The organism is Serratia sarumanii (assembly GCF_029962605.1).
Classification (GTDB): Bacteria; Pseudomonadota; Gammaproteobacteria; order Enterobacterales; family Enterobacteriaceae; genus Serratia; species Serratia sarumanii.
Map to the genome: position 1 here is coordinate 3,705,741 of NZ_CP124750.1, position 22,631 is coordinate 3,728,371.

Genomic DNA, 22,631 nt, shown 5'->3' on the forward strand with positions numbered 1-22,631 from the left:
TCCGGGCGCTGCGTCCCGGATCCTATTCTAAATTTGAACTGGAGTGGCAATGGGTCAGGAAAAGCTCTACATCGAAAAAGAACTAAGCTGGTTATCCTTTAATGAACGCGTGTTGCAGGAAGCCGCAGATAAGAGCAATCCCCTGATTGAACGTATGCGTTTTCTGGGCATTTACTCCAACAACCTCGACGAATTCTATAAAGTCCGCTTCGCCGATCTCAAACGGCGCATCCTGATCAGCGAAGAGCAAGGCTCCGCTGGCGCCTCGCGCCACCTGCTGAAAAAGATCCAGGCCAAGGTGCTGAAAACCGATCAGGAGTTCGACGGCCTGTACAACGATCTGCTGCTGGAAATGGCGCGTAACCAGATCTTCCTGATCAACGAACGCCAGGTGTCCGAGAACCAGCAAATCTGGCTGCGGCAATATTTCAAACAGCATCTGCGCCAGCACATCACGCCGATCCTGATCAATCACGACACCAATCTGGTGCAGTTCCTGAAAGACGATTACACCTATCTGGCGGTGGAGATCATCCGCGGCGCGCGCATCGACTATGCGCTGCTGGAGATCCCGTCCGACAAGGTGCCGCGCTTCGTCAATCTGCCGCCGGAAGCGCCGCGCCGCCGCAAGCCGATGATCCTGCTGGACAACATTCTGCGTTACTGCCTGGACGATATCTTCAAGGGCTTCTTCGACTACGACGCGCTCAACGCCTACTCGATGAAAATGACCCGCGACGCGGAGTACGATCTGGTGACCGAAATGGAATCCAGCCTGCTGGAACTGATGTCCTCCAGCCTGAAACAGCGCCTGACCGCCGAGCCGGTGCGCTTCGTGTATCAGCGCGACATGCCGAACGAAATGGTGGAACTGCTGCGCGGCAAGCTGGGCATCTCCAACTACGATTCGGTGATCGCCGGCGGCCGCTACCACAACTTCAAAGATTTCATCAGTTTCCCGAACGTTGGCAAGGCCAACCTGGTCAACAAGCCGCTGCCGCGCCTGCGCCACATCTGGTTCGACGGTTTCCGCAACGGCTTCGACGCCATTCGCGAAAAAGACGTGCTGCTCTACTATCCGTACCACACCTTCGAGCACGTGCTGGAGCTGCTGCGCCAGGCGTCGTTCGATCCGAGCGTGTTGGCTATCAAGATCAACATCTACCGGGTGGCGAAAGATTCACGCATCATCGAATCGATGATCCACGCCGCGCACAACGGCAAAAAAGTCACTGTGGTGGTCGAGCTGCAGGCGCGCTTCGACGAAGAAGCCAACATTCATTGGGCGAAGCGCCTGACCGAGGCCGGCGTACACGTGATCTTCTCAGCGCCGGGCCTGAAAATCCACGCCAAGCTGTTCCTGATTTCGCGCCGTGAAGGCGATGAAATTGTGCGCTATGCTCATATCGGTACCGGCAACTTTAACGAAAAAACCGCGCGCATCTACACCGACTATTCGCTGTTGACCGCCGACTCACGCATCACCAACGAGGTGCGCCGGGTATTCAACTTTATCGAGAACCCCTACCGGCCGGTCACCTTCGACAACCTGATGGTGTCGCCGCAGAACTCGCGCCTGAAGCTGTATGAGCTGATCGACAACGAAATCGCCAACGCCCAGGCCGGGGAACAGGCCGGCATTATGTTGAAAATAAATAATCTGGTGGATAAAGGGCTGGTAGATCGGTTATATACCGCGTCCGGCGCCGGCGTGAAGATCCGCCTGCTGGTGCGGGGCATGTGTTCCCTGATTCCCAACCTGCCGGGGATCAGCGACAATATTCAGGTGATCAGCATCGTCGATCGCTTTTTAGAGCACGACCGGGTTTACGTTTTCGACAATAAAGGTGACAAACGGGTGTATCTGTCCTCCGCCGACTGGATGACCCGCAACATAGATTACCGTATCGAAGTGGCGGTATCGCTGCTGGATCCGGCGCTGAAACAGCGCGTTCTGGACATTCTGGAGATCCTGTTCAGCGATACGGTCAAGGCCCGTTATGTGGATAAAGAACTGAGCAACCAGTACGTGCCGCGTGGCAACCGCCGCAAAGTGCGTGCCCAGGTGGCTATTTACGAGTATTTAAAAGCTCTGGAACAACCAGGACAGTAGGCCAGCAACTATGCCGCTAAAAAACACTGCAACGAACAAACCGCAGGAAATCGCCGCCATCGACCTCGGGTCGAACAGTTTCCACATGGTGATCGCCCGCGTCGTCAACGGCGCCTTACAGGTATTGGGCCGTTTAAAACAGCGGGTGCATCTCGCCGACGGATTGGACAGCAACAACGTACTCAGTGAAGAGGCGATAGAACGCGGCCTGGCCTGCCTGGCGCTGTTTGCCGAACGGCTGCAGGGCTTCCCGGCGGATAACGTCACCATCGTCGGCACCCATACCCTGCGTCAGGCGGTGAACGCCGAAGTGTTCCTCAAGCGCGCCGCCAAAGTGATCCCCTACCCGATCGAAATCATCGCCGGCCAGGAAGAAGCGCGCCTGATCTTCATGGGCGTGGAGCACACTCAGCCGGAGAAAGGCCGCAAGCTGGTGATCGACATCGGCGGCGGATCCACCGAGCTGGTGATCGGCGAAGACTTCGAGCCGCTGCTGGCGGAAAGCCGCCGCATGGGCTGCGTCAGCTTCGCCCAGCTGTTCTTCCCGGGCGGCGAGATCAGCAAAAACAACTTCCGCCGCGCGCGGCTGGCGGCGGCGCAAAAATTGGAAACGCTGGCCTGGCAGTACCGCATTCAGGGCTGGCAGTACGCGCTGGGCGCCTCGGGCACCATCAAGGCCGCCCACGAAGTGCTGGTGGCGATGGGGGAAAAAGACGGTCTCATCACCCTGGATCGCCTGGAAATGCTCGCCGAACAGGTGCTGCAGTTCAAAAGCTTCAGTTCGCTGAGCCTGCCGGGGCTGTCGGAGGATCGCCAATCGGTGTTCGTGCCGGGGCTGGCTATCCTGTGCGGCGTGTTCGACGCGCTGGCGATCCGCGATCTGCGCCTGTCCGACGGCGCGCTGCGCGAAGGCGTGCTGTATGAAATGGAAGGTCGCTTCCGCCATCAGGACATCCGCAGCCGCACCGCCAAGAGCCTGGCCGATCACTACAACATCGACCGCGAACAGGCCAAGCGGGTGCTGGAAACCACCGAGCTGCTCTACTCGCAGTGGATGGCGCAAAACACCAAGCTGGCGCATCCGCAACTGGAAGCGCTGCTGAAATGGGCCGCCATGCTGCACGAGGTGGGGCTGAGCATCAACCACAGCGGCATGCACCGCCATTCGGCCTACATTCTGCAAAACTCCAACCTGCCTGGCTTCAACCAGGAACAGCAGCTGCTGCTGGCGGCGCTGGTGCGTTTCCACCGCAAAGCGATCAAGCTCGAAGAGCTGCCGCGCCTCAACCTGTTCAAGAAGAAGCACTACCTGCCGCTGATCCAGCTGCTGCGTCTGAGCACCCTGCTCAACAACCAGCGTCAGTCGACCACCACGCCGGAAACGCTGCGCCTGACCACCGACGACAACCACTGGACGCTGCGCTTCCCGGCCGGCTACCTGGCACAAAACAACCTGGTGCAGCTCGATTTCGAGCGCGAACAGGCCTACTGGAACGACGTCGTCGGCTGGAAGCTGCTGATCGAAGAAGAAGGCTCGCAAAACGAACAGCGCTCCGCCTGATCCCCCGCCCCCTGCCAGACAGGGGGTTTTTCTTTCCGCCCTCGCCCCGTCAACCTAAACGAAGCCCTAATACACCGCCCCGCACGCCGGAAAAAAATGGACAACTTTTGTCATCAGCGCCTAAAATCCGCTTACAAATTCTCGAGCGAATAACACAGGACACCGGCATACCGGGTGATATATGCGCAAGAAAACCACCGGACAGATGACGAAGATAGTGTTGTTTATCAGCTTTATCATTTTAGTCGGCCGACTGCTGTACGCCGCCGTGGTGGCGGTGCCTCATCATCAGGAAAAAAAGCAGGCCGCTGCGCAAAACGCCGCCGAAGTCAGCGCGCCGCAACAGGACGCCTCCTCTGAATAACCGCCGCACCCCGGCCGTTTCATAAAAATGACGCCGGCACCCGCTATGCTCTATCTTTTAATGAGCCTGCGTCAGGAACGCCGAGCGCCCGTAAAGGAACACCATGTCAGCCGCAACCCATAACGTCAAAAAAGTCGCTGAATACCGCCAGCGCATTCTCACTCTGCTGTTGAACAATAAGGAGTTGGTCGACGGCATTCTCGGCCGGCCAGGGGATGAACACGCCCTCAGCCAAAGCGAACTGCTGAACCAGACGGCGGAAATCACCGGTCTGTTGGACGATATGCACGCCGCCGACCTGGCGGACCTGCTGGAGGCGCTGCCGCAGGACGAACGTATGGCGCTGTGGCGGCTGGTGGGCAACAGCAAGCGCGGCCAGACGCTGGTGGAGGTCGCCGAACCGGTCTGGGACAGCCTGATCGAGGAAATGAGCGACAAAGACCTGCTCAAAGCGATCAAAACGCTAGACGTCGACGAACAGGCCTACCTGGCGCAATACCTGCCGCGTAACCTGATGGGCCGGTTGCTGACCTCGCTGGAGCCGGAGCAGCGCGCCCAGGTGCGCGAGATGAGCCAGTACGCCAAAGACAGCGTCGGCTGGATGATGGATTTCGAACTGGTGACGGTGCGGCCGGACGTCACGCTCGGCGCGGTGCATCGCTTCTTGCGCATGCGCAAAACCATTCCCGACGCCACCGATAAACTGTTCGTCACCGATCGCAAAAACACCCTGTTGGGCGAGCTGCCACTGACCGCAGTGCTGCTGAACGATCCGGAGATCCCGGTGCGCGAAGTGATGGACAGCGATCCCGCCACCTTTCAGCCCGAAGACAAGGCCGATGAAGCGGCCGGCGCGTTCGAACGTTACGACCTGATCAGCGCCCCGGTGGTTGACGCCAAGGGCAAACTGATGGGCCGCCTGACCATCGAAGAGATCGTCGACGCCGTCAACGAAGAGAGCGACACCAACCTGCGCCGCATGGGCGGTTTGAGCCCGGAAGAAGACGTGTTCGCCCCGGTCAGCAAGGCGGTCAAGACCCGCTGGGCCTGGCTGGCGATCAACCTCTGCACCGCATTCATCGCCTCGCGGGTGATCGGCCTGTTCGAACACACCATTTCCCAGCTGGTGGCGCTGGCGGCGCTGATGCCGATCGTCGCCGGCATCGGCGGCAACACCGGCAACCAGACCATCACCATGATCGTGCGCGCGCTGGCGCTGCACCAGATTGAAGTCGGCAACATCTCGCGCCTGATGCTCAGAGAGCTGGGCGTCGCCATCATCAACGGCGTGGTGTGGGGCGGCATCATGGGCGTCATCACCTGGCTGCTGTACGGCGACGCGGCGATGGGCGGCGTGATGACGCTGGCGATGCTGCTCAATCTGCTGCTGGCGGCGCTGATGGGCGTAGTGATCCCGATGACCATGCTCAAAATGGGCCGCGATCCGGCGGTCGGCTCCAGCGTGCTCATCACCGCGCTGACCGATACCGGCGGCTTTTTCATCTTCCTCGGCCTCGCCACCCTGTTCTTGCTGTAATACGCGAAAAGCCGGCCGCGCGCCGGCTTTTTCGCCATTCTGTCGCCGGGTTTGCGTTAACGCAGTAAAGTCGGCCATCCCGGTAGGTTTTCCTCTCGCGCTGTACTAACCTTTGCCAATAAATCGTCTTAATTCATCCACGTCATGAATCCAATCACTGACAGAGGCCATCGGTAAGGGTGTCTATGGAGATCAGCGCGCCGAACACGTTCGGCACCCACAAAGGCGTCGTGCTGACGCATTCCCTGTTAGTGGCGCTGGCGACGTTTCTGCTCGCCTTGCTGAGCCTGTCGCTGTCCAGCGAAGCCAGCCACTTCACCCCGCTGTGGTTTCCGACCGCCGCCGCGATCGCGGTGCTGTACCGCCACGCCCCGCGCCACTGGGGCCTGCCGCTGTTGGCCAGCGGCCTCGGCATCGTGCTCGCCAGCTTCTTGCTGTTCGGCGTCAGCGCCACGCCCGTCAAGCTGGCCGCCATCAACCTGCTGGAAGCGGCGGTTTGCGCCCTGCTGTTGCGCCGCATGCTAGACCCGTACGATCCGTTGAACGATCTCGCCAGTTGGCTGCGTTTTGTGGTCTGCGCAGTGATTTTTACCCCGCTGTTCAGCGCGCTGCTGGCCGCCGGCCTGGTGCCCGCGCCAGGCCAGCCTTTTTGGCAGCCGTTCGGTACCTGGTTCATTTCCGAAGCGATAGGGGTGCTGTCGCTGGCGCCGATCGGCCTCTCTTATAACCGTCGCACCCTGACGGCGCTGAACCCGTTTCCATTATTGCTGACGCTGATGGTTACGCTGGCTTTCAGCTTTGTGGCGCTGACCTACCTGCCTTTTCCGTTCACGTTCGTGATTTTGCCGCTGCTGTGGGCAGCCATCGCACTGCCGCGTTTTGGGGCGTTCACCGTTTGCTTCTGCACCCTCTTGCTGATCACCGTGATGATTTCGCTGGGGTTGCTGCATTTCCAGGCTTCCGGCAAGCACCTTGGCGATCTCGGTCTGTACTTGCCGATGCTGCTGATTTTAATCCCGGCGCACGCGATGGCGGTGGTGATGCACGCCTTTCGGGTGGAAAAACAGCACATCGTCGAGAGCGAAAGCCGCTTTCGCAGCGCGCTGGAGTATTCCGCCATCGGCATGGCGCTGGTGTCGCCGCAGGGGAAATGGCTGCAGGTCAATCAGGCGCTGTGCGCGCTGCTCGGCTATACGCCTGAGGCGCTGCATAAGCTGACCTTTCAAGAAATTACGCATCCCGACGATCTCACCGCCGATCTCAGCCAGTTGCACGACCTGCTCGATGGCCATATCAGCAGCTACACCATGGAGAAACGCTACATCCGCAGCGACGGCCAGACCGTCTGGGCGCTGCTGGCGGTCTCGCTGGTGCGCGACGCCGAAGGCCTGCCGCTGTATTTCATCTCGCAGGTGGAGGACATCAGCGATTTGAAGCGCAGCCAGGCGGAAAACAACCGGCTGGTGGAGCGCATTACGCTGGCCAATCAGGTGGGCGGCGTCGGCATCTGGGAATGGGTGATGAACCAGGAAAACTTCACCTGGGATCAGCGCATGTTCGAACTCTACGATCTCAATCCCGACCAAACGCCGACGCTGGCGCTGTGGCGCACCCTGTTGGTGCAGGAAGATCGCGACCGCACCGATCGCGAGCTGGCCGCGCTGTTGGCCGACCCCAAGCCTTTCGTCATGGAATACCGCATCGTGACCCGCCAGGGCAGCGTGCGCCATATTCGCGGCCAGGGCAACGTGATCCTCGACGATCAGGGCCGGCCGCTGCGCATGATCGGCACCAATATCGACATGACCGAGCTCAAGAGCCTCGCCGAAGCGCTGCACGAGGAGAAAGAGCGTTTGCACATCACCCTCGACGCCATCGGCGAAGGGGTGATCTCCACCGACAGCCACCTGCGCATTACCTTTATGAATCCGGTGGCCGAGCAGATGTGCGGCTGGCCGCTCGATCTGGCGATCGGTATGCCCGTCGCCGGCGTGGTGCGCCTGACCAACGGCAAAGACGGCCCGGAAATCGAAAACCTCACGCAATATCCACGGCAGTGGCCGGCGGATTACGCATTGGTGCTGCACAGCCGCGACGGGCGCTATTTCGACGTGCAGCAGTCTGTCTCACCGCTAAAAACCCTCGACGGTGAAACCATGGGCGCGGTGATGGTGCTGCAGGATGTCACCGCCTCGCGCGAACTGATGAAAAAGCTCAGCTACAGCGCCTCGCACGACGCGCTGACCGGCCTGCCGAACCGCGCCAGCTTCGAGAAGCAGCTGAAAGCGGCAATCGTCGCCGGCGGGGAACCGTCGCCGCCGCATTCGCTGGTGTTCCTCGATCTGGATCGGTTCAAGGCGGTGAACGACACCGCCGGCCACGCGGCGGGCGATGCCTTGCTGCGGGACATCGCCCAGCTGATGCGGCACCAACTGCGCAACAGCGACTGCCTCGCCCGGCTGGGCGGCGACGAATTCGGCCTGATCCTGTTCGACTGCCGGCCGGAGCAGGCCAAATCGCTGATGCAACAGGTGGTCAACCAAATCAGCCAGCATCCGTTCTACTGGGAAGGGAAAATTTATCGCGTCGGCGCCAGCGCCGGCATCACGCGCATCGGCGGCGACGCCAAAAGCAGCGAGCTGCTGGCCCAGGCCGACATCGCCTGCTACACCGCCAAGCACCACGGGCGCGGCCAGGTATATCTGTATGAAGCACGGCAAAAACAGCTGCTGGAGCGGCAGCATGAATTGCTGAGCCTGCAGGAAGTGCAGACGATCGTCAGCGAGGGGCAGCTGCGGCTGCTGACCCGCGCGGTCGCACCGCCGGCGACGCCGCTGTCGGCCGCGTTCCACCAGGTGAAGCTGCAGGTGATGGCGCCGGACGATCGGCCGCTGCCGCACGAGGCATTCATCGCCGCCGCGCAGCTGTACGGCCTGATGCCGGACATCGACCGCTGGACGGTGGCGCAGCTGCTGGTACGCTGCGCCGACGACATCAAGCGCAAAGGGCTGTCGCTCGCGTTGCCGCTGGCCACCGACAGCCTGCTGAACACCGACTTCCAGCGCGAGCTGACGGAAAGGGTGCGCGCTTCCTCGCTGCCGCCGCAGGCACTGTTGTTCAGCGTCGATGAGGCCGTGGTGCTGGAACACGCCGCGCAGTGCCGGGCGTGTCTTCGCGAACTGCAGCAACTGGGCTGCCGGCTGATCGTCAATGGCTTCGGGCATAACATCAATGCCTTCGATGAGCTGGGCGATCAGAAAATCGACATCATTCGCGTCGATGAACGCTTTATCACCAACGTGCACTGCAACCAGATGGATGAACTGATGGTCTCGATGCTCAACGGCGCGGCGCATCGGATCAAAGCGCAGACGCTCGCCGGGCCGGCCCACCAGCCGGTGACGCTGCAGGCGCTGCGCGATATCGGCGTCGATCTGGCGGATGGCGATCAGGTCGCGCTGGAGCAGCCGCTGGCGGTGTTGCTCAGCGACGGCTACTTCGGCATTCGCTAACCCCTCCCCCTCACCGGCGCCGTCTCGCGGGCGGCGCCGCACTCCCGTTATTCACATTGTGTTAACCCATGCGAGATTAGTGATATAAATAACACCTGAAGCTTAAACGATTAAATAAGATGAAACTCCCATGCGAACATCAGCGTATCCGTTGATTTTCCTCGACATGTGATGGCTCAGGGATAAGGGACTATGGAAAAGAAATGGTTTTCCGCCAGGGAACTGATGGGCAAGGCGGGGTTGCCTTCAACCCCGCAAGGGGTCAATTTGATGGCCCGGCGCGAAGGCTGGCTAAGCCGCCGCCGCAGCGGCGTGCAGGGCAAAGCGCTGGAATACCATATCGACAGTCTGCCGTACGGGGCGCGCAGCCTGTCGGCCTTGCGCGAGACAGACCCTCCGGGCTACGACGTCAAACGCCAGGATCCGATACGGGTCTGGATCGAGTATTACTATCACCTGACGCCGGCCGAGCGGGAAAAGCTGCTGGCGTTCCTGATGCGCGAGGGCATGAGCCGCCTGCTGCAGCTGATCGAGCCCCCCCGCTAGCCCGAATGCTCAATCCTCCCCTTCCGGCGCCCAGCCGTCGTTGTGCCACAGATGCAGCGTGGCGTAAGAGCGCCACGGGCGCCAACGTTCGGCATAGCGTTCGATCTGGCGCGGCGTCATGCCGGGAAAACGCTGTTTGATCAGGTAGTCGCCGGCCAGAAACACGTCCGGCCAAGACCAGGCGCGCATCGCGATATAGCTGGCGGTCCAGCTGCCGATGCCCGGCAGCGCGGTCAGCGCCCTGATGCCCTGGTCGATATCCAGCACGTTGTCGAGCTGCAGCCGCCCTTCGCCCAGCGCGCGGGCGATCTCGATCAGCGCCGCCGCGCGCTTCAGCTGCACCCCGAGCGGGCGCAGTGCTTCGGGCTGCAGCTGCGCCACCCGTTCTGCGCTGGGGAAAACATGGGTGATGCCCTCGTGCGGCGCCGCCAGCGGCTCTCCCCAGCGTTCGGCCATCCGCCCGGCGAAGGTCGCCGCCATTTTCACGCTGACCAACTGCCCCAGCACCGCCCGCGCCGCCTGCTCGAAGCTGTTCACGCAGCCCGGCAGGCGCAGCCCCGGTGCATCGGCCGCCAGCGAGCCCAGCGCCTCATTGATGCGATCCGGCGCGGCGTCCAGATCAAACAGCAGGCGCACGCGGCGCAGCACCTCCGTCGTCACCAAACTGAGCGCCGGCGCGATCTCGACCCTGACCCGGTTGCGCGCTTCCTCCGGCTGCACGCTGACCCAGCCGCAATACTCCGTGCCGCCCTGGTTGACGGCGATCGAACGCAGATAGCGCCGGCTCTCGACCCGCTCCACGCCCTGCACGGCGCGCGCCTGCAGGAAATTCAGCATGCGATCCCAGTCATAGGGCGGCCGGTAGCCCAGATGGAACACCAACCCGCTGGCGGCGGCCCGCTCACCGCGCGCACCGCCGCTGCGCAGCGCAGACGGGATCAGGCGATAGCGCGCCTTGAACAGCTCGTTGAAACGCCGCAGGCTGCCGAAACCGGCGGCGAACGCCACCTCGCTGAGCGGCAGATCGGTGTCCGCCAGCAGGCGTTTGGCCTGCAGCAACCGGTGCGACTGCGCGTAATCGATCGGCGAAGCGCCAAACTGTTCGGCGAAGATGCGCCGCAGGTGGCGATCGGAAATGCCGAGCCGCGCCGCCAGCGCTTCGCAGCTGTGTTCGGACAGATAGCCTTGCTCGATGAGCTGCACCGCCACCTGCGCATAGCGGTTGCCCAGATCGATCAGCGCCAGGCCGGGCGCCAGCTCTGGCCGGCATTTAAGGCAGGGGCGAAAGCCCGCCAGCTCGGCCGCCGCCGCGCTCGGATAGAAGGTGCAGTTTTCCAGCTTCGGCGTGCGGGCGCTGCACACCGGGCGGCAATAGATGCCGGTGGAAGAGACGCCGACGAAAAAGCGGCCGTCGAATTTGCGGTCACGCGCGCGCAGCGCGTCGTACAACGCTTGCTGTTGAGTATTCATGGCAACGCTCGGGTTCGGTTTTTTCTGCATTATGGGGCTCGCCTGGCGCGCTGACGTGCGGAATTCGGACATTAAGTTAAGCATGCCGATGCCGCGCCCGCTAAATTTTTCGACACTCGCGCATCGGCGCATTGCCCGCCGGCTCCGTCTCGGGTAAAGTCGCCCCCCTTCATTGGCATGGGGACAAAAAAGAGATGTTTATTGGATTCGATTACGGGACAGCCAACTGTTCCGTCGCGGTGATGCGCGACCACGGCCCCGAGCTGCTGACGCTGGAAAACAACGAACCGTATCTGCCTTCGATGCTGTGCGCGCCGACCCGCGAAGCGGTGAGCGAATGCCTGCACCGCCATTGGCAGGTGCCGACCGGCAGCGAAGAAAACCAGCAGCTGCTGCGCCGCGCCATCAGTTACAACCGCGAAGAGGACATTCCGGTCAACGGCGACAGCGTATTGTTCGGCCTGCAGGCGCTGGCGCACTACATGGAAGATCCGGAAGAGGTGTACTTCGTGCGCTCGCCGAAATCCTTCCTCGGCGCCAACGGCCTGAAGCCGCAGCAGATCGCCCTGTTCGAAGACCTGGTGTGCGCCATGATGTTCCACATCAAACGCCAGGCGGAAAACGTGCTGCAGACCGGTATCGAGCAGGCGGTGATCGGCCGGCCGATCAACTTCCAGGGCATCGGCGGCGAAGAGGCCAACCGGCAGGCGCAGGGCATTTTGCAGCGCGCCGCCGAACGCGCCGGTTTCAAAGCCATTGAATTCCAGTTCGAGCCGGTGGCGGCGGGGCTGGACTTCGAGGCGACGCTGAGCGAAGAGCAAACCGTGCTGGTGGTGGACATCGGCGGCGGCACCACCGACTGCTCGGTGCTGCTGATGGGGCCGCAGTGGCGCGACCGCGCCGATCGCCAGCAAAGCCTGCTGGGGCACAGCGGCTGCCGGGTCGGCGGTAACGATCTGGACATCATGCTGGCCTTCAAACAGTTGATGCCGCTGTTCGGCCTGGGCGGCGAAACCGCGAAAGGCATCGCCCTGCCGGCGCTGCCTTACTGGAACGCGGTGGCGACCAACGACGTGCCGGCACAAAACGACTTCTACAGCGCCGCCAACGGCCGTGTGCTGCGCGATCTGATCCTCGACGCGGCGGAGCCGGAAAAGGTCAAACGCCTGCTGAAAGTGTACCAGCAGCGCCTGAGCTACCGACTGGTGCGCGCGGCCGAAGAGAGTAAGATAGCCCTGTCCGGCCAAACCGCCATCAGCGCGCCGCTTGGCTTCGTGCAGGCCGATCTGGCGGAGAGCATCAGCCAGGCTCAGCTCGCCGACGCCATCTCGCAGCCGTTGATGCGCATCCAGGAACAGGTCAGCGCCGCGCTGGCCAGCAGCCAGACCGCGCCGCAGGTGATCTACCTGACCGGCGGCAGCGCGCGCTCCCCCCTGCTGCGCGCCGCGCTGCAACAGCAGCTGCCTGGCATTCCGATCGTCGGCGGCAACGACTTCGGCTCGGTCACCGCCGGGCTGGCGCGCTGGGCGCAAACGCTGTTCCGTTGACGGCCCAAGGGCGCGGCTCGCCGCGCCCTTGCTCATTGGAGGCTATGCATCATGTCAACCATCCTTACCCTCGACAGCGCCAGGCTGCGGCTGCGCCCCTGGCGCGACGAAGATCTGCCGGCCTTCGCTGCGCTTAACGCCGATCCGCAGGTGATGCGCTATTTCCCGTTCCCGGCGACGATGACGGCCGAGGAAAGCCACGCGCAGGCCGAACGCATCCGCGCCTTCATGCAACAACATGGCTGGGGGCTATGGGCGGTGGAAGTGAAAGACGGCGCGCCCTTTATCGGGTTTGTCGGGCTGGCGCGGCCGGGCGACGATCTGCCCTGTTCCCCCTGCGTGGAGATTGGCTGGCGGCTGGCGGCGGCCCACTGGGGCAACGGCTACGCCGCTGAAGCGGCACGCGCGGCGCTGGCGTGCGCCTTCGACACGCTTCACTTGCCGGAAGTGGTGTCCTTCACCGCCGAAAACAACCAACCGTCGCGCCGGGTGATGGCGCGCATCGGCATGCAATTTGACGGCGAAACCTTCCTGCACCCACGCCTGCCGGCGGGCCATCCGCTGCAAAAGCACGTCTTGTACCGGCTGAACCGGCAAACGTGGCGCGAACGCCGCGGCGATTAATACAGCGTATCCTTCAGCCGCTGCGGCAGCGCCTGGTCGTACTCCTCACCGTCGAAGCGCGTTTGGCTCACCGCGGCCAAAATATGGCCGGGGCTGGGCAGCGCCGAACGTTCGAGGCGGTTGCCCTCTTCCCAAAGTCCCGAACGCAAGATCGCCCGGCTGCACTGGAAGAACACCGCCTCCACCCTAATGCGCAGCACCGAACGCGGCAGCTGATTGCGGTAGGCGAAGCGCTGCAGCACCGCCGGCGCCACCACGATCTCCGCCCGCCCGTTAATCCGCAGCGTTTCGCCGATGCCGGGGATCAGCAGCAGCAGCGCCACCCGGTTGTCGTACAGGATATTGCGCAGGCTGTCGATGCGGTTATTGCCGCGCCGATCCGGCAGCAGCAGGGTTTTCTCGTCTTCGATCTGGATAAAACCGGCCGGATCGCCGCGCGGCGAGACATCCATGCCGTCCGGCCCGACCGTCGAGAGGGCGGCAAACGGCGCCGCCTCGATAAACGGGCGGTACGCCGGGTGAATATAGCTGACTTCTTTAAACACCGAGGGCGCGGCGGGTTTGCCGTACAGCTGTTCCAGCGTCGCGAGGTCGTTGATGGTATCGCCAGACATTGCAGTTTCCTGAATTAAGTCATATTGACCCCTTCAGCATAGAGCAAAATCGCCGGCGGCTCTTACTCAGCGCTGGCGTGGTTCAGCGTCTGAATGTCGTCCGCATCCAGCGTCAGGCGGGTGGCGCTGACTAACTCATCCAACTGCGGCAACGAGGTGGCGCTGACGATCGGCGCGGTGATGCTCGGGCGCGCAATCAGCCAGGCCAGCGAGACCTGCGCCGGGGAGCTGCCGTGCTTGCCCGCCACCTGATCCAGCTCCGCCAGAATGCGGAAACCGCGCGGGTTAAGGTAGCGTTCGACGATGCGATCGCCGCGCTGGCTTTTGCCCTCGTCCGCTTTGCTGCGGTATTTGCCGGTCAAGAAGCCGCTGGCCAGCGCGAAGAAGTTGATCACCCCGAGCCCGTGGCGCTGCGCCACGCCTTCCAGCTCAGCTTCATAGCCTTCGCGCGCATAAAGATTATATTCCGGCTGCAGGGTTTCGTAGCGCGCCAGCCCGTTGCTTTCGCTCACCCGCAGCGCTTCTTCCAGGCGATCCGCCTGATAGTTGGAGGCGCCGATCGCCCGCACCTTGCCGGCCTTGATCAGCGCATCGAACGCCGCCAGCGTCTCTTCCAACGGCGTATCGCGGTCATCGTCGTGCGACTGGTAGAGATCGATATAATCGGTTTGCAGGCGGCGCAGCGAGTCCTCCACCGCCTGCTGAATATAGCGCGGCGACAGCCCCTGTTTGCCTTCGCCCATCGGTTTGCCCACCTTGGTGGCGATGATCACCTGATCGCGCTTGCCGCTCTTCTTGAGCCATTCGCCGATAACGGTTTCCGATTCACCGCCCCTATTGCCCGGCACCCAGCTGGAATAGACATCGGCGGTATCGATAAAGTTAAGTTGATTGTCCACCAGCGCATCCAGCAGGCTGAAAGAGGTCGCCTGATCCGCCGTCCAGCCGAACACGTTGCCGCCGAAGGTCAACGCCGGCACCTGAATGCCCGAACGGCCCAGTTGTTTCTTGCTCATCACAAAGGCTCCATGGGTTAAATGATTTGCCTGTTAATTATTAGCGCCAAACACAGGAAATCGTTAAAACGCATTGGCTATAAGCCGGAATAAATCACTTATAAACATAGCACGCTCAAATCACCCACTTATTAGGACAATGCTGACGGTTCCTCCATATTTCCTTCATTTTTATGCCGTCTTCGCTGGCTAAACTAGTATCCTGTAAGGAGTGTCATTTTTGTGGCAATGAGTGCCCGCGCCCCTGCCTTTTGGAGAGAATTTTCACCACCATGAATGCAAAACCCCAACGTCGTTCCCTGCTGCTGCGCCTGCTGGTTGCGGCGATTGCGATCATCGTCGCCGTTCTGGCCTGGCGCCATTTCAGCGCCGCCCAACCGACCGCCGGGACGACGCCGGGCGCGCACCAGGCCGCCGGTAAAACGGGAGCGGGCCGCGCGGCGGGCGGCAGACGCGGCGCGCCGATGTCGCCGGTACAGGCGGCGACCGCCACCCGCCAGACGGTGCCGCGCTATCTTTCCGGCTTGGGCACCGCCACCGCCGCCAATACCGTGACCGTCACCAGCCGGGTCGATGGCCAACTGATGGCGATCCACTTTACCGAAGGCCAGCAGGTGAAAGCCGGCGATCTGCTGGCGGAGATCGATCCCCGGCCGTTCCAGGTTCAGTTGACCCAGGCTCAGGGGCAGTTGGCAAAAGATCAGGCCACGCTGGCCAACGCCCGGCGCGATCTGGCGCGCTACCAGCAACTGGTGAAAACCAATCTGGTTTCCCGTCAGGAGCTGGATACGCAAGCCTCGCTGGTGCAGCAGACCGAAGGCGCGATCAAAGCCGATCAGGGCGCGGTCGACAGCGCCAAACTGCAGATCACCTACAGCCGCATCACCGCGCCAATCGACGGCCGCGTCGGCCTGAAACTGGTCGACGTCGGCAACTATGTCACCAGCGGCAGCACCACCGGTCTGGTGGTGATCACGCAGACGCACCCGATCGACGTGGTGTTCACGCTGCCCGAAGGCAACATCGCCGATCTGCTCAAGGCGCAAAAAGCCGGGCCGGTGAGCGTCGAAGCCTGGGATCGCACCAATCAGAACAAGCTGACGACCGGTTCGCTGCTGAGCCTGGACAACCAAATTGATACCGCCACCGGCACCATCAAGCTGAAAGCGCGCTTCACCAACGAAGATGACGCACTGTTCCCCAACCAGTTCGTCAACGCGCGGCTGCAGGTGGATACCCTGCACGATGCGGTGGTGATCCCGACCGCCGCCCTGCAGATGGGCAACGAGGGCAACTTCGTCTGGACGCTCGGCGAAGACAACAGGGTCAGCAAACACCGGGTCACCGCCGGCGTGCAGGACAGCCGGCAGGTGGTGATCAGCGCCGGCCTCAGCGCCGGCGATCGGGTGGTGACCGACGGCATCGATCGCCTGACCGAAGGCATGCAGGTGGAGGTTCTGGCGCCAAACGCCGCGCCGGCAACGAACAAAACCCACCGCCAGCCTGACGTGCAGGGGAAATCCTGATGCAGGTGATGCCTCCCAACCCCGGCGGCGGCCCGTCCCGCCTGTTTATTCTGCGTCCGGTCGCCACCACGCTGCTGATGGTGGCGATATTGCTGGCGGGGATTATCGGCTACCGCGCGCTGCCGGTGTCCGCCCTGCCGGAGGTGGATTACCCCACCATCCAGGTGGTGACGCTGTATCCCGGCGCCAGCCCGGACGTGGTGACCTCCGCCATTACCGCGCCGTTGGAACGTCAGTTCGGCCAGATGTCCGGCCTCAAACAAATGGCGTCGCAAAGCTCCGGCGGCGCCTCGGTGGTCACGCTGCAGTTCCAGCTGGCGCTGCCGCTCGACGTCGCGGAGCAGGAAGTGCAGGCGGCGATCAACTCCGCCACCAACCTGCTGCCGACCGATCTGCCCTACCCGCCGATCTACAGCAAGGTTAACCCGGCCGATCCGCCGATCCTGACGCTGGCCGTGACCTCCACCGCCATGCCGATGACGCAGGTGGAAGACATGGTGGAAACCCGCGTGGCGCAAAAAATTTCTCAGGTGACCGGCGTCGGCCTGGTGACGCTGGCCGGCGGCCAACGCCCGGCGGTGCGCGTAAAATTGAACGCCGCGGCGGTCGCCGCCTATGGCCTGAACAGTGAAACCATCCGCGCCGCCATCAGCAACGCCAACGTCAACTCGGCGAAAGGCAGCCTGGACGGCCCGACCCGATCGGTCACCCTGTCCGCCAACGACCAAATGAAATCCGCCGACGACTATCGCCAGCTGATCGTCGCCTATCAGAACGGCGCGGCGATCCGCCTGCAAGATATCGCCACCATCGAACAAGGGGCGGAAAACACCCGGCTGGCGGCCTGGGCCAACAAGCAACAGGCGATCGTGCTGAACATTCAGCGTCAGCCCGGCGTCAACGTCATCACCACCGCCGACAGCATCCGCGAAATGCTGCCGACGCTGATTAAAAGCCTGCCCAAGTCGGTCGACGTCAAGGTGCTGACCGATCGCACCACCACCATCCGCGCCTCGGTCAGCGACGTGCAGTTCGAGCTGCTGCTGGCGATCGCGCTGGTGGTAATGGTGATCTACGTGTTCCTGCGCAACGTGCCGGCGACCATTATCCCCAGCGTGGCGGTGCCGCTGTCGCTGGTCGGCACCTTCGCCGCCATGTACTTCCTCGGCTTCTCCATCAACAACCTGACGCTGATGGCGCTGACCATCGCCACCGGTTTCGTGGTGGACGACGCCATCGTGGTGATCGAGAACATCTCGCGCTACATCGAGAAAGGGGAAAAACCGCTCGACGCCGCGCTGAAAGGCGCCGGCGAGATCGGCTTCACCATCATCTCGCTGACCTTCTCGCTGGTGGCGGTGCTGATCCCGCTGCTGTTCATGGGCGACATCGTCGGCCGCCTGTTCCGCGAGTTCGCCGTCACGCTGGCGGTGGCGATTTTGATCTCCGCCGTGGTGTCGCTGACGCTGACGCCGATGATGTGCGCGCGCATGCTCAGCCACGAATCGCTGCGCAAGCAGAACCGGTTTTCCGCCGCCTCCGAACGCTTTTTCGACCGGGTGATCGCGCGATACGGCCAGTGGCTGAAAACGGTGCTTAATCATCCCTGGCTGACGCTCGGCGTGGCCGTCGGCACCCTGGCGCTGACGGTATTGCTGTACCTGCTGATCCCGAAAGGCTTCTTCCCGGTGCAGGACAACGGCATCATTCAGGGCACGCTGGAAGCGCCGCAGAGCGTCTCGTTCAGCAATATGGCCGAGCGCCAGCAGCAGGTCGCGGCACAGATCCTCAAGGATCCGGCGGTGGAGAGCCTGACGTCGTTCGTCGGCGTCGACGGCAGCAACGCCACGCTCAACAGCGGCCGGCTGCAGATCAATCTGAAGCCGCTGAGCGAACGCAGCGAGCGCATTCCGGCGATCATCAGCCGCCTGCAGCAACAAACGGCGCAGTTCCCCGGCGTGAAGCTGTATCTGCAGCCGGTGCAGGATCTGACCATCGATACCCAGGTCAGCCGCACCCAGTACCAGTTCACTCTGCAGGCGATGTCGCTGGACGATCTCAGCCTGTGGGTGCCGCAGCTGATGGATGAGCTGAAGCAAACCCCGCAGTTGGCGGACGTCACCAGCGACTGGCAGGATCAGGGGCTGGTGGCCTACGTCAACGTCGATCGCGATTCGGCCTCCCGCCTCGGCGTCACCATGAGCGACGTGGACAATGCGCTGTACAACGCGTTCGGCCAGCGCCTGATCTCCACCATCTACACCCAGGCCAACCAATACCGCGTGGTGCTGGAGCACGACGTCAGCGCGATGCCGGGGCTGGCGGCGCTCAATGAGATCCGTCTGAGCGGCAACGACGGCGCCGTGGTGCCGCTGAGCGCCATCGCCAAAATCGAAGAGCGCTTCGGCCCGCTGTCGGTCAACCATCTCGACCAGTTCCCGTCGGCCACCGTTTCGTTCAACGTCGCCGACGGCTACTCGCTCGGCGAGGCGGTGGACGCGGTCACCCAGGCGGAAGAAAATCTCAACATGCCGAGGGACATCACCACCCAATTCCAGGGGGCGACCTTAGCCTTCCAGGCGGCGCTCGGCAGCACGCTGTGGCTGATTTTAGCGGCGGTGGTGGCGATGTACATCGTGCTGGGCGTGCTGTATGAAAGCTTCATTCATCCGGTCACCATCCTCTCCACCCTGCCGACCGCCGGGGTCGGCGCGCTGCTCGCGCTGATGATGGCCGGCAGCGAGCTGGACGTGATCGCCATCATCGGCATCATCCTGCTGATCGGCATCGTGAAGAAGAACGCCATCATGATGATCGACTTCGCGCTGGCGGCGGAACGCGAACAGGGTTTATCGCCGCGCGACGCCATCTATCAGGCCTGCCTGCTGCGTTTTAGGCCGATCCTGATGACCACGCTGGCGGCCTTGCTCGGCGCGCTGCCGCTGATGCTGAGCACCGGCGTCGGCGCGGAGCTGCGGCATCCGCTTGGCGTCTGTATGGTCGGCGGTTTGATCATGAGCCAGATCCTGACGCTGTTCACCACGCCGGTGATCTACCTGCTGTTTGACAAACTGGCGCGCAACACGCATCGCCAGCCGGATACGCAGGAGCTGCCGTGAAATTCTTCGCCCTGTTCATTCACCGGCCGGTGGCCACCACCCTGCTGACGCTGGCCATCGCCATCAGCGGCGCGATCGGCTTTCGCCTGCTGCCGGTGTCGCCGCTGCCGCAGGTGGACTTTCCGGTGATTTCGATCAGCGCGTCGCTGCCGGGTGCCTCGCCGGAAACCATGGCGTCCTCGGTGGCGACGCCGCTGGAGCGCGCGCTGGGCCGCATCGCCGGGGTTAACGAAATGACCTCGATGAGCTCGCTCGGCAGTACCCGGGTCATTTTGCAGTTCGATCTCGATCGCGACATCAACGGCGCCGCGCGCGACGTGCAGGCGGCGATCAACGCCGCGCAAAGCCTGCTGCCGACCGGCATGCCGAGCCGCCCCAGCTACCGCAAGGTCAACCCTTCCGACGCGCCGATCATGATCCTGACGCTGACCTCGGATACCTACAGCCAGGGGCAGCTTTACGATTTCGCCTCCACCCAGCTGGCGCAGAAAATCAGCCAGACCGAGGGCGTCGGCGACGTTTCCGTGGGCGGCAGCTCACTGCCGGCGGTGCGGGTGGAGCTGAACCCTTCGGCACTGTTCAATCAGGGCGTGTCGCTGGACACCGTACGGCAGGCCATCGCCAACGCCAACGTGCGCCGCCCGCAGGGCGCCGTGGAAAACCCGCAGCAGCGCTGGCAGATCCAGGCCAACGACGCGCTGAAAACCGCCGATGCCTACCGTCCGCTGATCGTTCATTACAACAACGGCTCGGCGGTGCGTTTGGCCGACGTGGCCGAGGTCAACGACTCGGTGCAAGACGTGCGCAACGCCGGGATGACCGACGCCAAACCGGCGATCATTCTGGCCATCAGCCGTGCGCCGGACGCCAACATCATCGAAACCGTCGATCGCATTCGCGCCGAGCTGCCCGCCCTGCAGGAGAATATCCCGGCCTCGATTAAACTCAGCGTCGCGCAGGATCGTTCGCCGACCATTCGCGCGTCGCTGGCCGAGGTGGAACAGTCGCTGGCGATCGCCATCGGGTTGGTGATCCTGGTGGTGTTCATCTTCCTGCGCTCCGGGCGCGCCACGCTGATCCCGGCGGTCGCCGTGCCGGTGTCGCTGATCGGCTCGTTCGCCGCCATGTATCTGTGCGGGTTCAGCCTCAACAACCTGTCGCTGATGGCGCTGACCATCGCCACCGGCTTTGTGGTGGACGACGCCATCGTGGTGCTGGAAAACATTTCCCGCCACGTCGAGGCCGGCATGAAACCGATCAACGCCGCGCTGCTGGGCGCGCGGGAAGTCGGTTTCACCGTGCTGTCGATGAGCGTTTCGCTGGTGGCGGTGTTTATCCCGCTGCTGCTGATGGAAGGCCTGCCCGGCCGGCTATTCCGCGAGTTCGCCGTCACCCTGTCGGTATCGATCGGGCTGTCGCTCATCGTCTCGCTCACGCTCACGCCGATGATGTGCGCCTACCTGCTGCGCCACCAGCCGCCGCGTTCGCAGCGGCGGGCGCGCGGCTTCGGCAAAATGCTGCTGGCGCTGCAGCAGGGCTACGGACGCTCGCTGAACTGGGTGCTCGGCCACTCGCGCTGGGTGCTGGCGGTGTTCCTCGCCACCCTTGCGCTCAACGTCTGGCTGTATATCAGCATCCCGAAAACCTTCTTTCCGGAACAGGATACCGGGCGCCTGATGGGCTTTATCCAGGCCGACCAAAGCATTTCGTTCCAGGCGATGCGCGGCAAACTGGAAGACTTCATGAAAATCGTGCGCGAAGATCCGGACGTGGAAAACGTCACCGGTTTTACCGGCGGCTCGCGCACCAACAGCGGTTCGATGTTCATCTCACTGAAACCCCTGTCGGTACGCAGCGACGACGCGCAGAAAGTGATCGCCCGCCTGCGCGCTCGCCTGGCCAAAGAACCGGGCGCCAGCCTGTTTCTGATGGCGGTGCAGGATATCCGCGTCGGCGGCCGGCAGGCCAACGCCAGCTACCAATACACGCTGCTGGCGGACGATCTCGCCGCGCTGCGCGAATGGGAGCCGAAGATCCGCACCGCGCTGGCCGCATTGCCCGAGCTGGCGGACGTCAACTCGGATCAGCAGGATAAAGGCTCGGAAATGGATCTGGTCTACGATCGCGAAACCATGGCGCGCCTCGGCATTTCGGTATCCGACGCCAACAACCTGCTGAACAACGCCTTCGGCCAGCGGCAGATTTCGACCATCTATCAACCGCTCAACCAATACAAAGTCGTGATGGAAGTGGCGCCGCCCTACACCCAGGACGTGAGCTCGCTGGACAAAATGTTCATCATCAACAGCGAAGGCAAGGCGATTCCGCTCTCCTACTTCGCCAGTTGGCGGCCGGCCAACGCGCCGCTGTCGGTCAACCATCAGGGGCTGTCCGCCGCCTCGACCATTTCCTTTAACCTGCCGGACGGCGGCAGCCTGTCGGACGCCACCGCCGCGGTAGAGCGCACCATGACTCAGCTCGGCGTGCCGTCTACGGTACGCGGCGCGTTCGCCGGCACCGCCCAGGTATTCCAGGACACCCTGAAGTCGCAGCTGATCCTGATCCTGGCGGCTATCGCCACGGTATATATCGTGCTCGGCGTACTGTACGAGAGCTATATCCATCCGCTGACCATTCTTTCCACGCTGCCTTCCGCCGGCGTGGGCGCGCTGTTGGCGCTCGAGCTGTTCGGCGCGCCGTTCAGCCTGATCGCGCTGATCGGCATCATGCTGCTGATCGGCATCGTGAAGAAAAACGCCATCATGATGGTCGACTTCGCGCTCGAGGCGCAGCGCAACGGCGGCATCAGCGCCCGCGAGGCGATTTTTCAGGCCAGCCTGCTGCGTTTCCGGCCGATCATGATGACCACGCTGGCGGCGTTGTTCGGCGCACTGCCGCTGGTGCTGACCAGCGGCGACGGCGCGGAGCTGCGCCAGCCGCTCGGCATCACCATCGCCGGCGGCCTGGTGATGAGCCAACTGCTGACGCTGTACACCACCCCGGTGGTCTATCTTTACTTCGACCGGCTGCAGGCGAAGTTCCGCCGCAACAAGCAACTGGCCCCGCTGCCGCATTAATGGCC

14 protein-coding genes are annotated in these 22,631 nt (G+C 62.8%); 11 read left to right on the plus strand and 3 right to left on the minus strand.

What is annotated here, in order from left to right:
- Positions 1-49 precede the first annotated feature (49 nt).
- From ppk1 to SSARUM_RS17645, 6 genes are all read left to right on the plus strand, one after another.
- Positions 50-2,113 carry a polyphosphate kinase 1 gene (ppk1, locus tag SSARUM_RS17620; protein WP_033648827.1) on the plus strand — a complete coding sequence of 688 codons (2,064 nt, stop codon included), beginning with the start codon at positions 50-52 and terminating at the stop codon, positions 2,111-2,113.
- 10 nt (positions 2,114-2,123) lie between these two features.
- The gene (gene ppx, locus SSARUM_RS17625; protein WP_033635528.1) at positions 2,124-3,674 is read left to right on the plus strand and encodes an exopolyphosphatase; all 1,551 of its coding nucleotides are present in this window, start codon (positions 2,124-2,126) and stop codon (positions 3,672-3,674) included.
- Positions 3,675-3,855: 181 nt separating this feature from the next.
- Complete coding sequence (locus SSARUM_RS17630; protein WP_004941600.1) at positions 3,856-4,038, plus strand: YfgG family protein; 183 nt, start codon at positions 3,856-3,858, stop codon at positions 4,036-4,038.
- Between the two features lie 103 nt (positions 4,039-4,141).
- Complete coding sequence (mgtE, locus tag SSARUM_RS17635; RefSeq protein WP_033635529.1) at positions 4,142-5,575, plus strand: magnesium transporter; 1,434 nt, start codon at positions 4,142-4,144, stop codon at positions 5,573-5,575.
- A gap of 185 nt (positions 5,576-5,760) precedes the next feature.
- Positions 5,761-9,087, plus strand: a complete 3,327-nt coding sequence (locus SSARUM_RS17640; RefSeq protein WP_060430439.1) for a diguanylate cyclase — start codon at positions 5,761-5,763, stop codon at positions 9,085-9,087.
- A 192-nt stretch (positions 9,088-9,279) separates the two neighbouring features.
- Complete coding sequence (locus tag SSARUM_RS17645; protein ID WP_033635531.1) at positions 9,280-9,633, plus strand: DNA-binding protein; 354 nt, start codon at positions 9,280-9,282, stop codon at positions 9,631-9,633.
- Positions 9,634-9,642: 9 nt separating this feature from the next.
- On the opposite strand, the gene alkA is transcribed toward SSARUM_RS17645, so the two are convergent.
- Positions 9,643-11,133: a DNA-3-methyladenine glycosylase 2 gene (alkA, locus tag SSARUM_RS17650; protein WP_060430442.1), complete on the minus strand. Its 1,491-nt coding sequence runs from the start codon at positions 11,131-11,133 to the stop codon at positions 9,643-9,645.
- 164 nt (positions 11,134-11,297) lie between these two features.
- On the opposite strand from alkA, the gene yegD reads away from it, so the two are divergent.
- Together yegD and SSARUM_RS17660 are read left to right on the plus strand one after the other, a co-directional pair.
- The gene (yegD, locus tag SSARUM_RS17655) at positions 11,298-12,650 is read left to right on the plus strand and encodes a molecular chaperone (RefSeq protein WP_033648831.1); all 1,353 of its coding nucleotides are present in this window, start codon (positions 11,298-11,300) and stop codon (positions 12,648-12,650) included.
- A gap of 51 nt (positions 12,651-12,701) precedes the next feature.
- On the plus strand, positions 12,702-13,274 hold the full coding sequence (locus SSARUM_RS17660; protein WP_060430444.1) for a GNAT family N-acetyltransferase: 573 nt from the start codon (positions 12,702-12,704) through the stop codon (positions 13,272-13,274).
- On the opposite strand, the gene SSARUM_RS17665 is transcribed toward SSARUM_RS17660, so the two are convergent.
- Positions 13,271-13,888: a pyridoxamine 5'-phosphate oxidase family protein gene (locus SSARUM_RS17665; RefSeq protein WP_060430446.1), complete on the minus strand. Its 618-nt coding sequence runs from the start codon at positions 13,886-13,888 to the stop codon at positions 13,271-13,273. The genes SSARUM_RS17660 and SSARUM_RS17665 overlap by 4 nt on opposite strands.
- A gap of 62 nt (positions 13,889-13,950) precedes the next feature.
- Positions 13,951-14,904 (minus strand): aldo/keto reductase, encoded by a 954-nt coding sequence (locus SSARUM_RS17670; RefSeq protein WP_060430448.1) that lies wholly within the window; start codon positions 14,902-14,904, stop codon positions 13,951-13,953.
- Positions 14,905-15,176: 272 nt separating this feature from the next.
- Between SSARUM_RS17670 and SSARUM_RS17675 the strand changes: the two genes are divergently transcribed.
- The 3 genes from SSARUM_RS17675 to mdtC are packed head-to-tail and all read left to right on the plus strand — an operon-like array spanning position 15,177 to position 22,626.
- Positions 15,177-16,430, plus strand: a complete 1,254-nt coding sequence (locus tag SSARUM_RS17675) for an MdtA/MuxA family multidrug efflux RND transporter periplasmic adaptor subunit (protein WP_060430449.1) — start codon at positions 15,177-15,179, stop codon at positions 16,428-16,430.
- Positions 16,430-19,549: an MdtB/MuxB family multidrug efflux RND transporter permease subunit gene (locus SSARUM_RS17680; RefSeq protein WP_060430451.1), complete on the plus strand. Its 3,120-nt coding sequence runs from the start codon at positions 16,430-16,432 to the stop codon at positions 19,547-19,549. The genes SSARUM_RS17675 and SSARUM_RS17680 overlap by 1 nt, the downstream gene beginning before the upstream one ends.
- Entirely contained in the window at positions 19,546-22,626 is a 3,081-nt protein-coding gene (mdtC, locus tag SSARUM_RS17685) for a multidrug efflux RND transporter permease subunit MdtC (protein WP_060430452.1), read from the plus strand. The genes SSARUM_RS17680 and mdtC overlap by 4 nt, the downstream gene beginning before the upstream one ends.
- The last annotated feature ends 5 nt before the right edge of the window (positions 22,627-22,631 follow it).

What these genes read in the sequence shown, in the direction of transcription:
- ppk1 (WP_033648827.1), top strand. Translation starts at nt 50, where the DNA reads ATGGGTCAGGAAAAGCTCTACATCGAAAAAGAACTAAGCTGGTTATCC.
- ppx (WP_033635528.1), top strand. Translation starts at nt 2,124, where the DNA reads ATGCCGCTAAAAAACACTGCAACGAACAAACCGCAGGAAATCGCCGCC.
- SSARUM_RS17630 (WP_004941600.1), top strand. Translation starts at nt 3,856, where the DNA reads ATGCGCAAGAAAACCACCGGACAGATGACGAAGATAGTGTTGTTTATC.
- mgtE (WP_033635529.1), top strand. Translation starts at nt 4,142, where the DNA reads ATGTCAGCCGCAACCCATAACGTCAAAAAAGTCGCTGAATACCGCCAG.
- SSARUM_RS17640 (WP_060430439.1), top strand. Translation starts at nt 5,761, where the DNA reads ATGGAGATCAGCGCGCCGAACACGTTCGGCACCCACAAAGGCGTCGTG.
- SSARUM_RS17645 (WP_033635531.1), top strand. Translation starts at nt 9,280, where the DNA reads ATGGAAAAGAAATGGTTTTCCGCCAGGGAACTGATGGGCAAGGCGGGG.
- alkA (WP_060430442.1), bottom strand. Translation starts at nt 11,133, where the DNA reads ATGCAGAAAAAACCGAACCCGAGCGTTGCCATGAATACTCAACAGCAA.
- yegD (WP_033648831.1), top strand. Translation starts at nt 11,298, where the DNA reads ATGTTTATTGGATTCGATTACGGGACAGCCAACTGTTCCGTCGCGGTG.
- SSARUM_RS17660 (WP_060430444.1), top strand. Translation starts at nt 12,702, where the DNA reads ATGTCAACCATCCTTACCCTCGACAGCGCCAGGCTGCGGCTGCGCCCC.
- SSARUM_RS17665 (WP_060430446.1), bottom strand. Translation starts at nt 13,888, where the DNA reads ATGTCTGGCGATACCATCAACGACCTCGCGACGCTGGAACAGCTGTAC.
- SSARUM_RS17670 (WP_060430448.1), bottom strand. Translation starts at nt 14,904, where the DNA reads ATGAGCAAGAAACAACTGGGCCGTTCGGGCATTCAGGTGCCGGCGTTG.
- SSARUM_RS17675 (WP_060430449.1), top strand. Translation starts at nt 15,177, where the DNA reads ATGAATGCAAAACCCCAACGTCGTTCCCTGCTGCTGCGCCTGCTGGTT.
- SSARUM_RS17680 (WP_060430451.1), top strand. Translation starts at nt 16,430, where the DNA reads ATGCAGGTGATGCCTCCCAACCCCGGCGGCGGCCCGTCCCGCCTGTTT.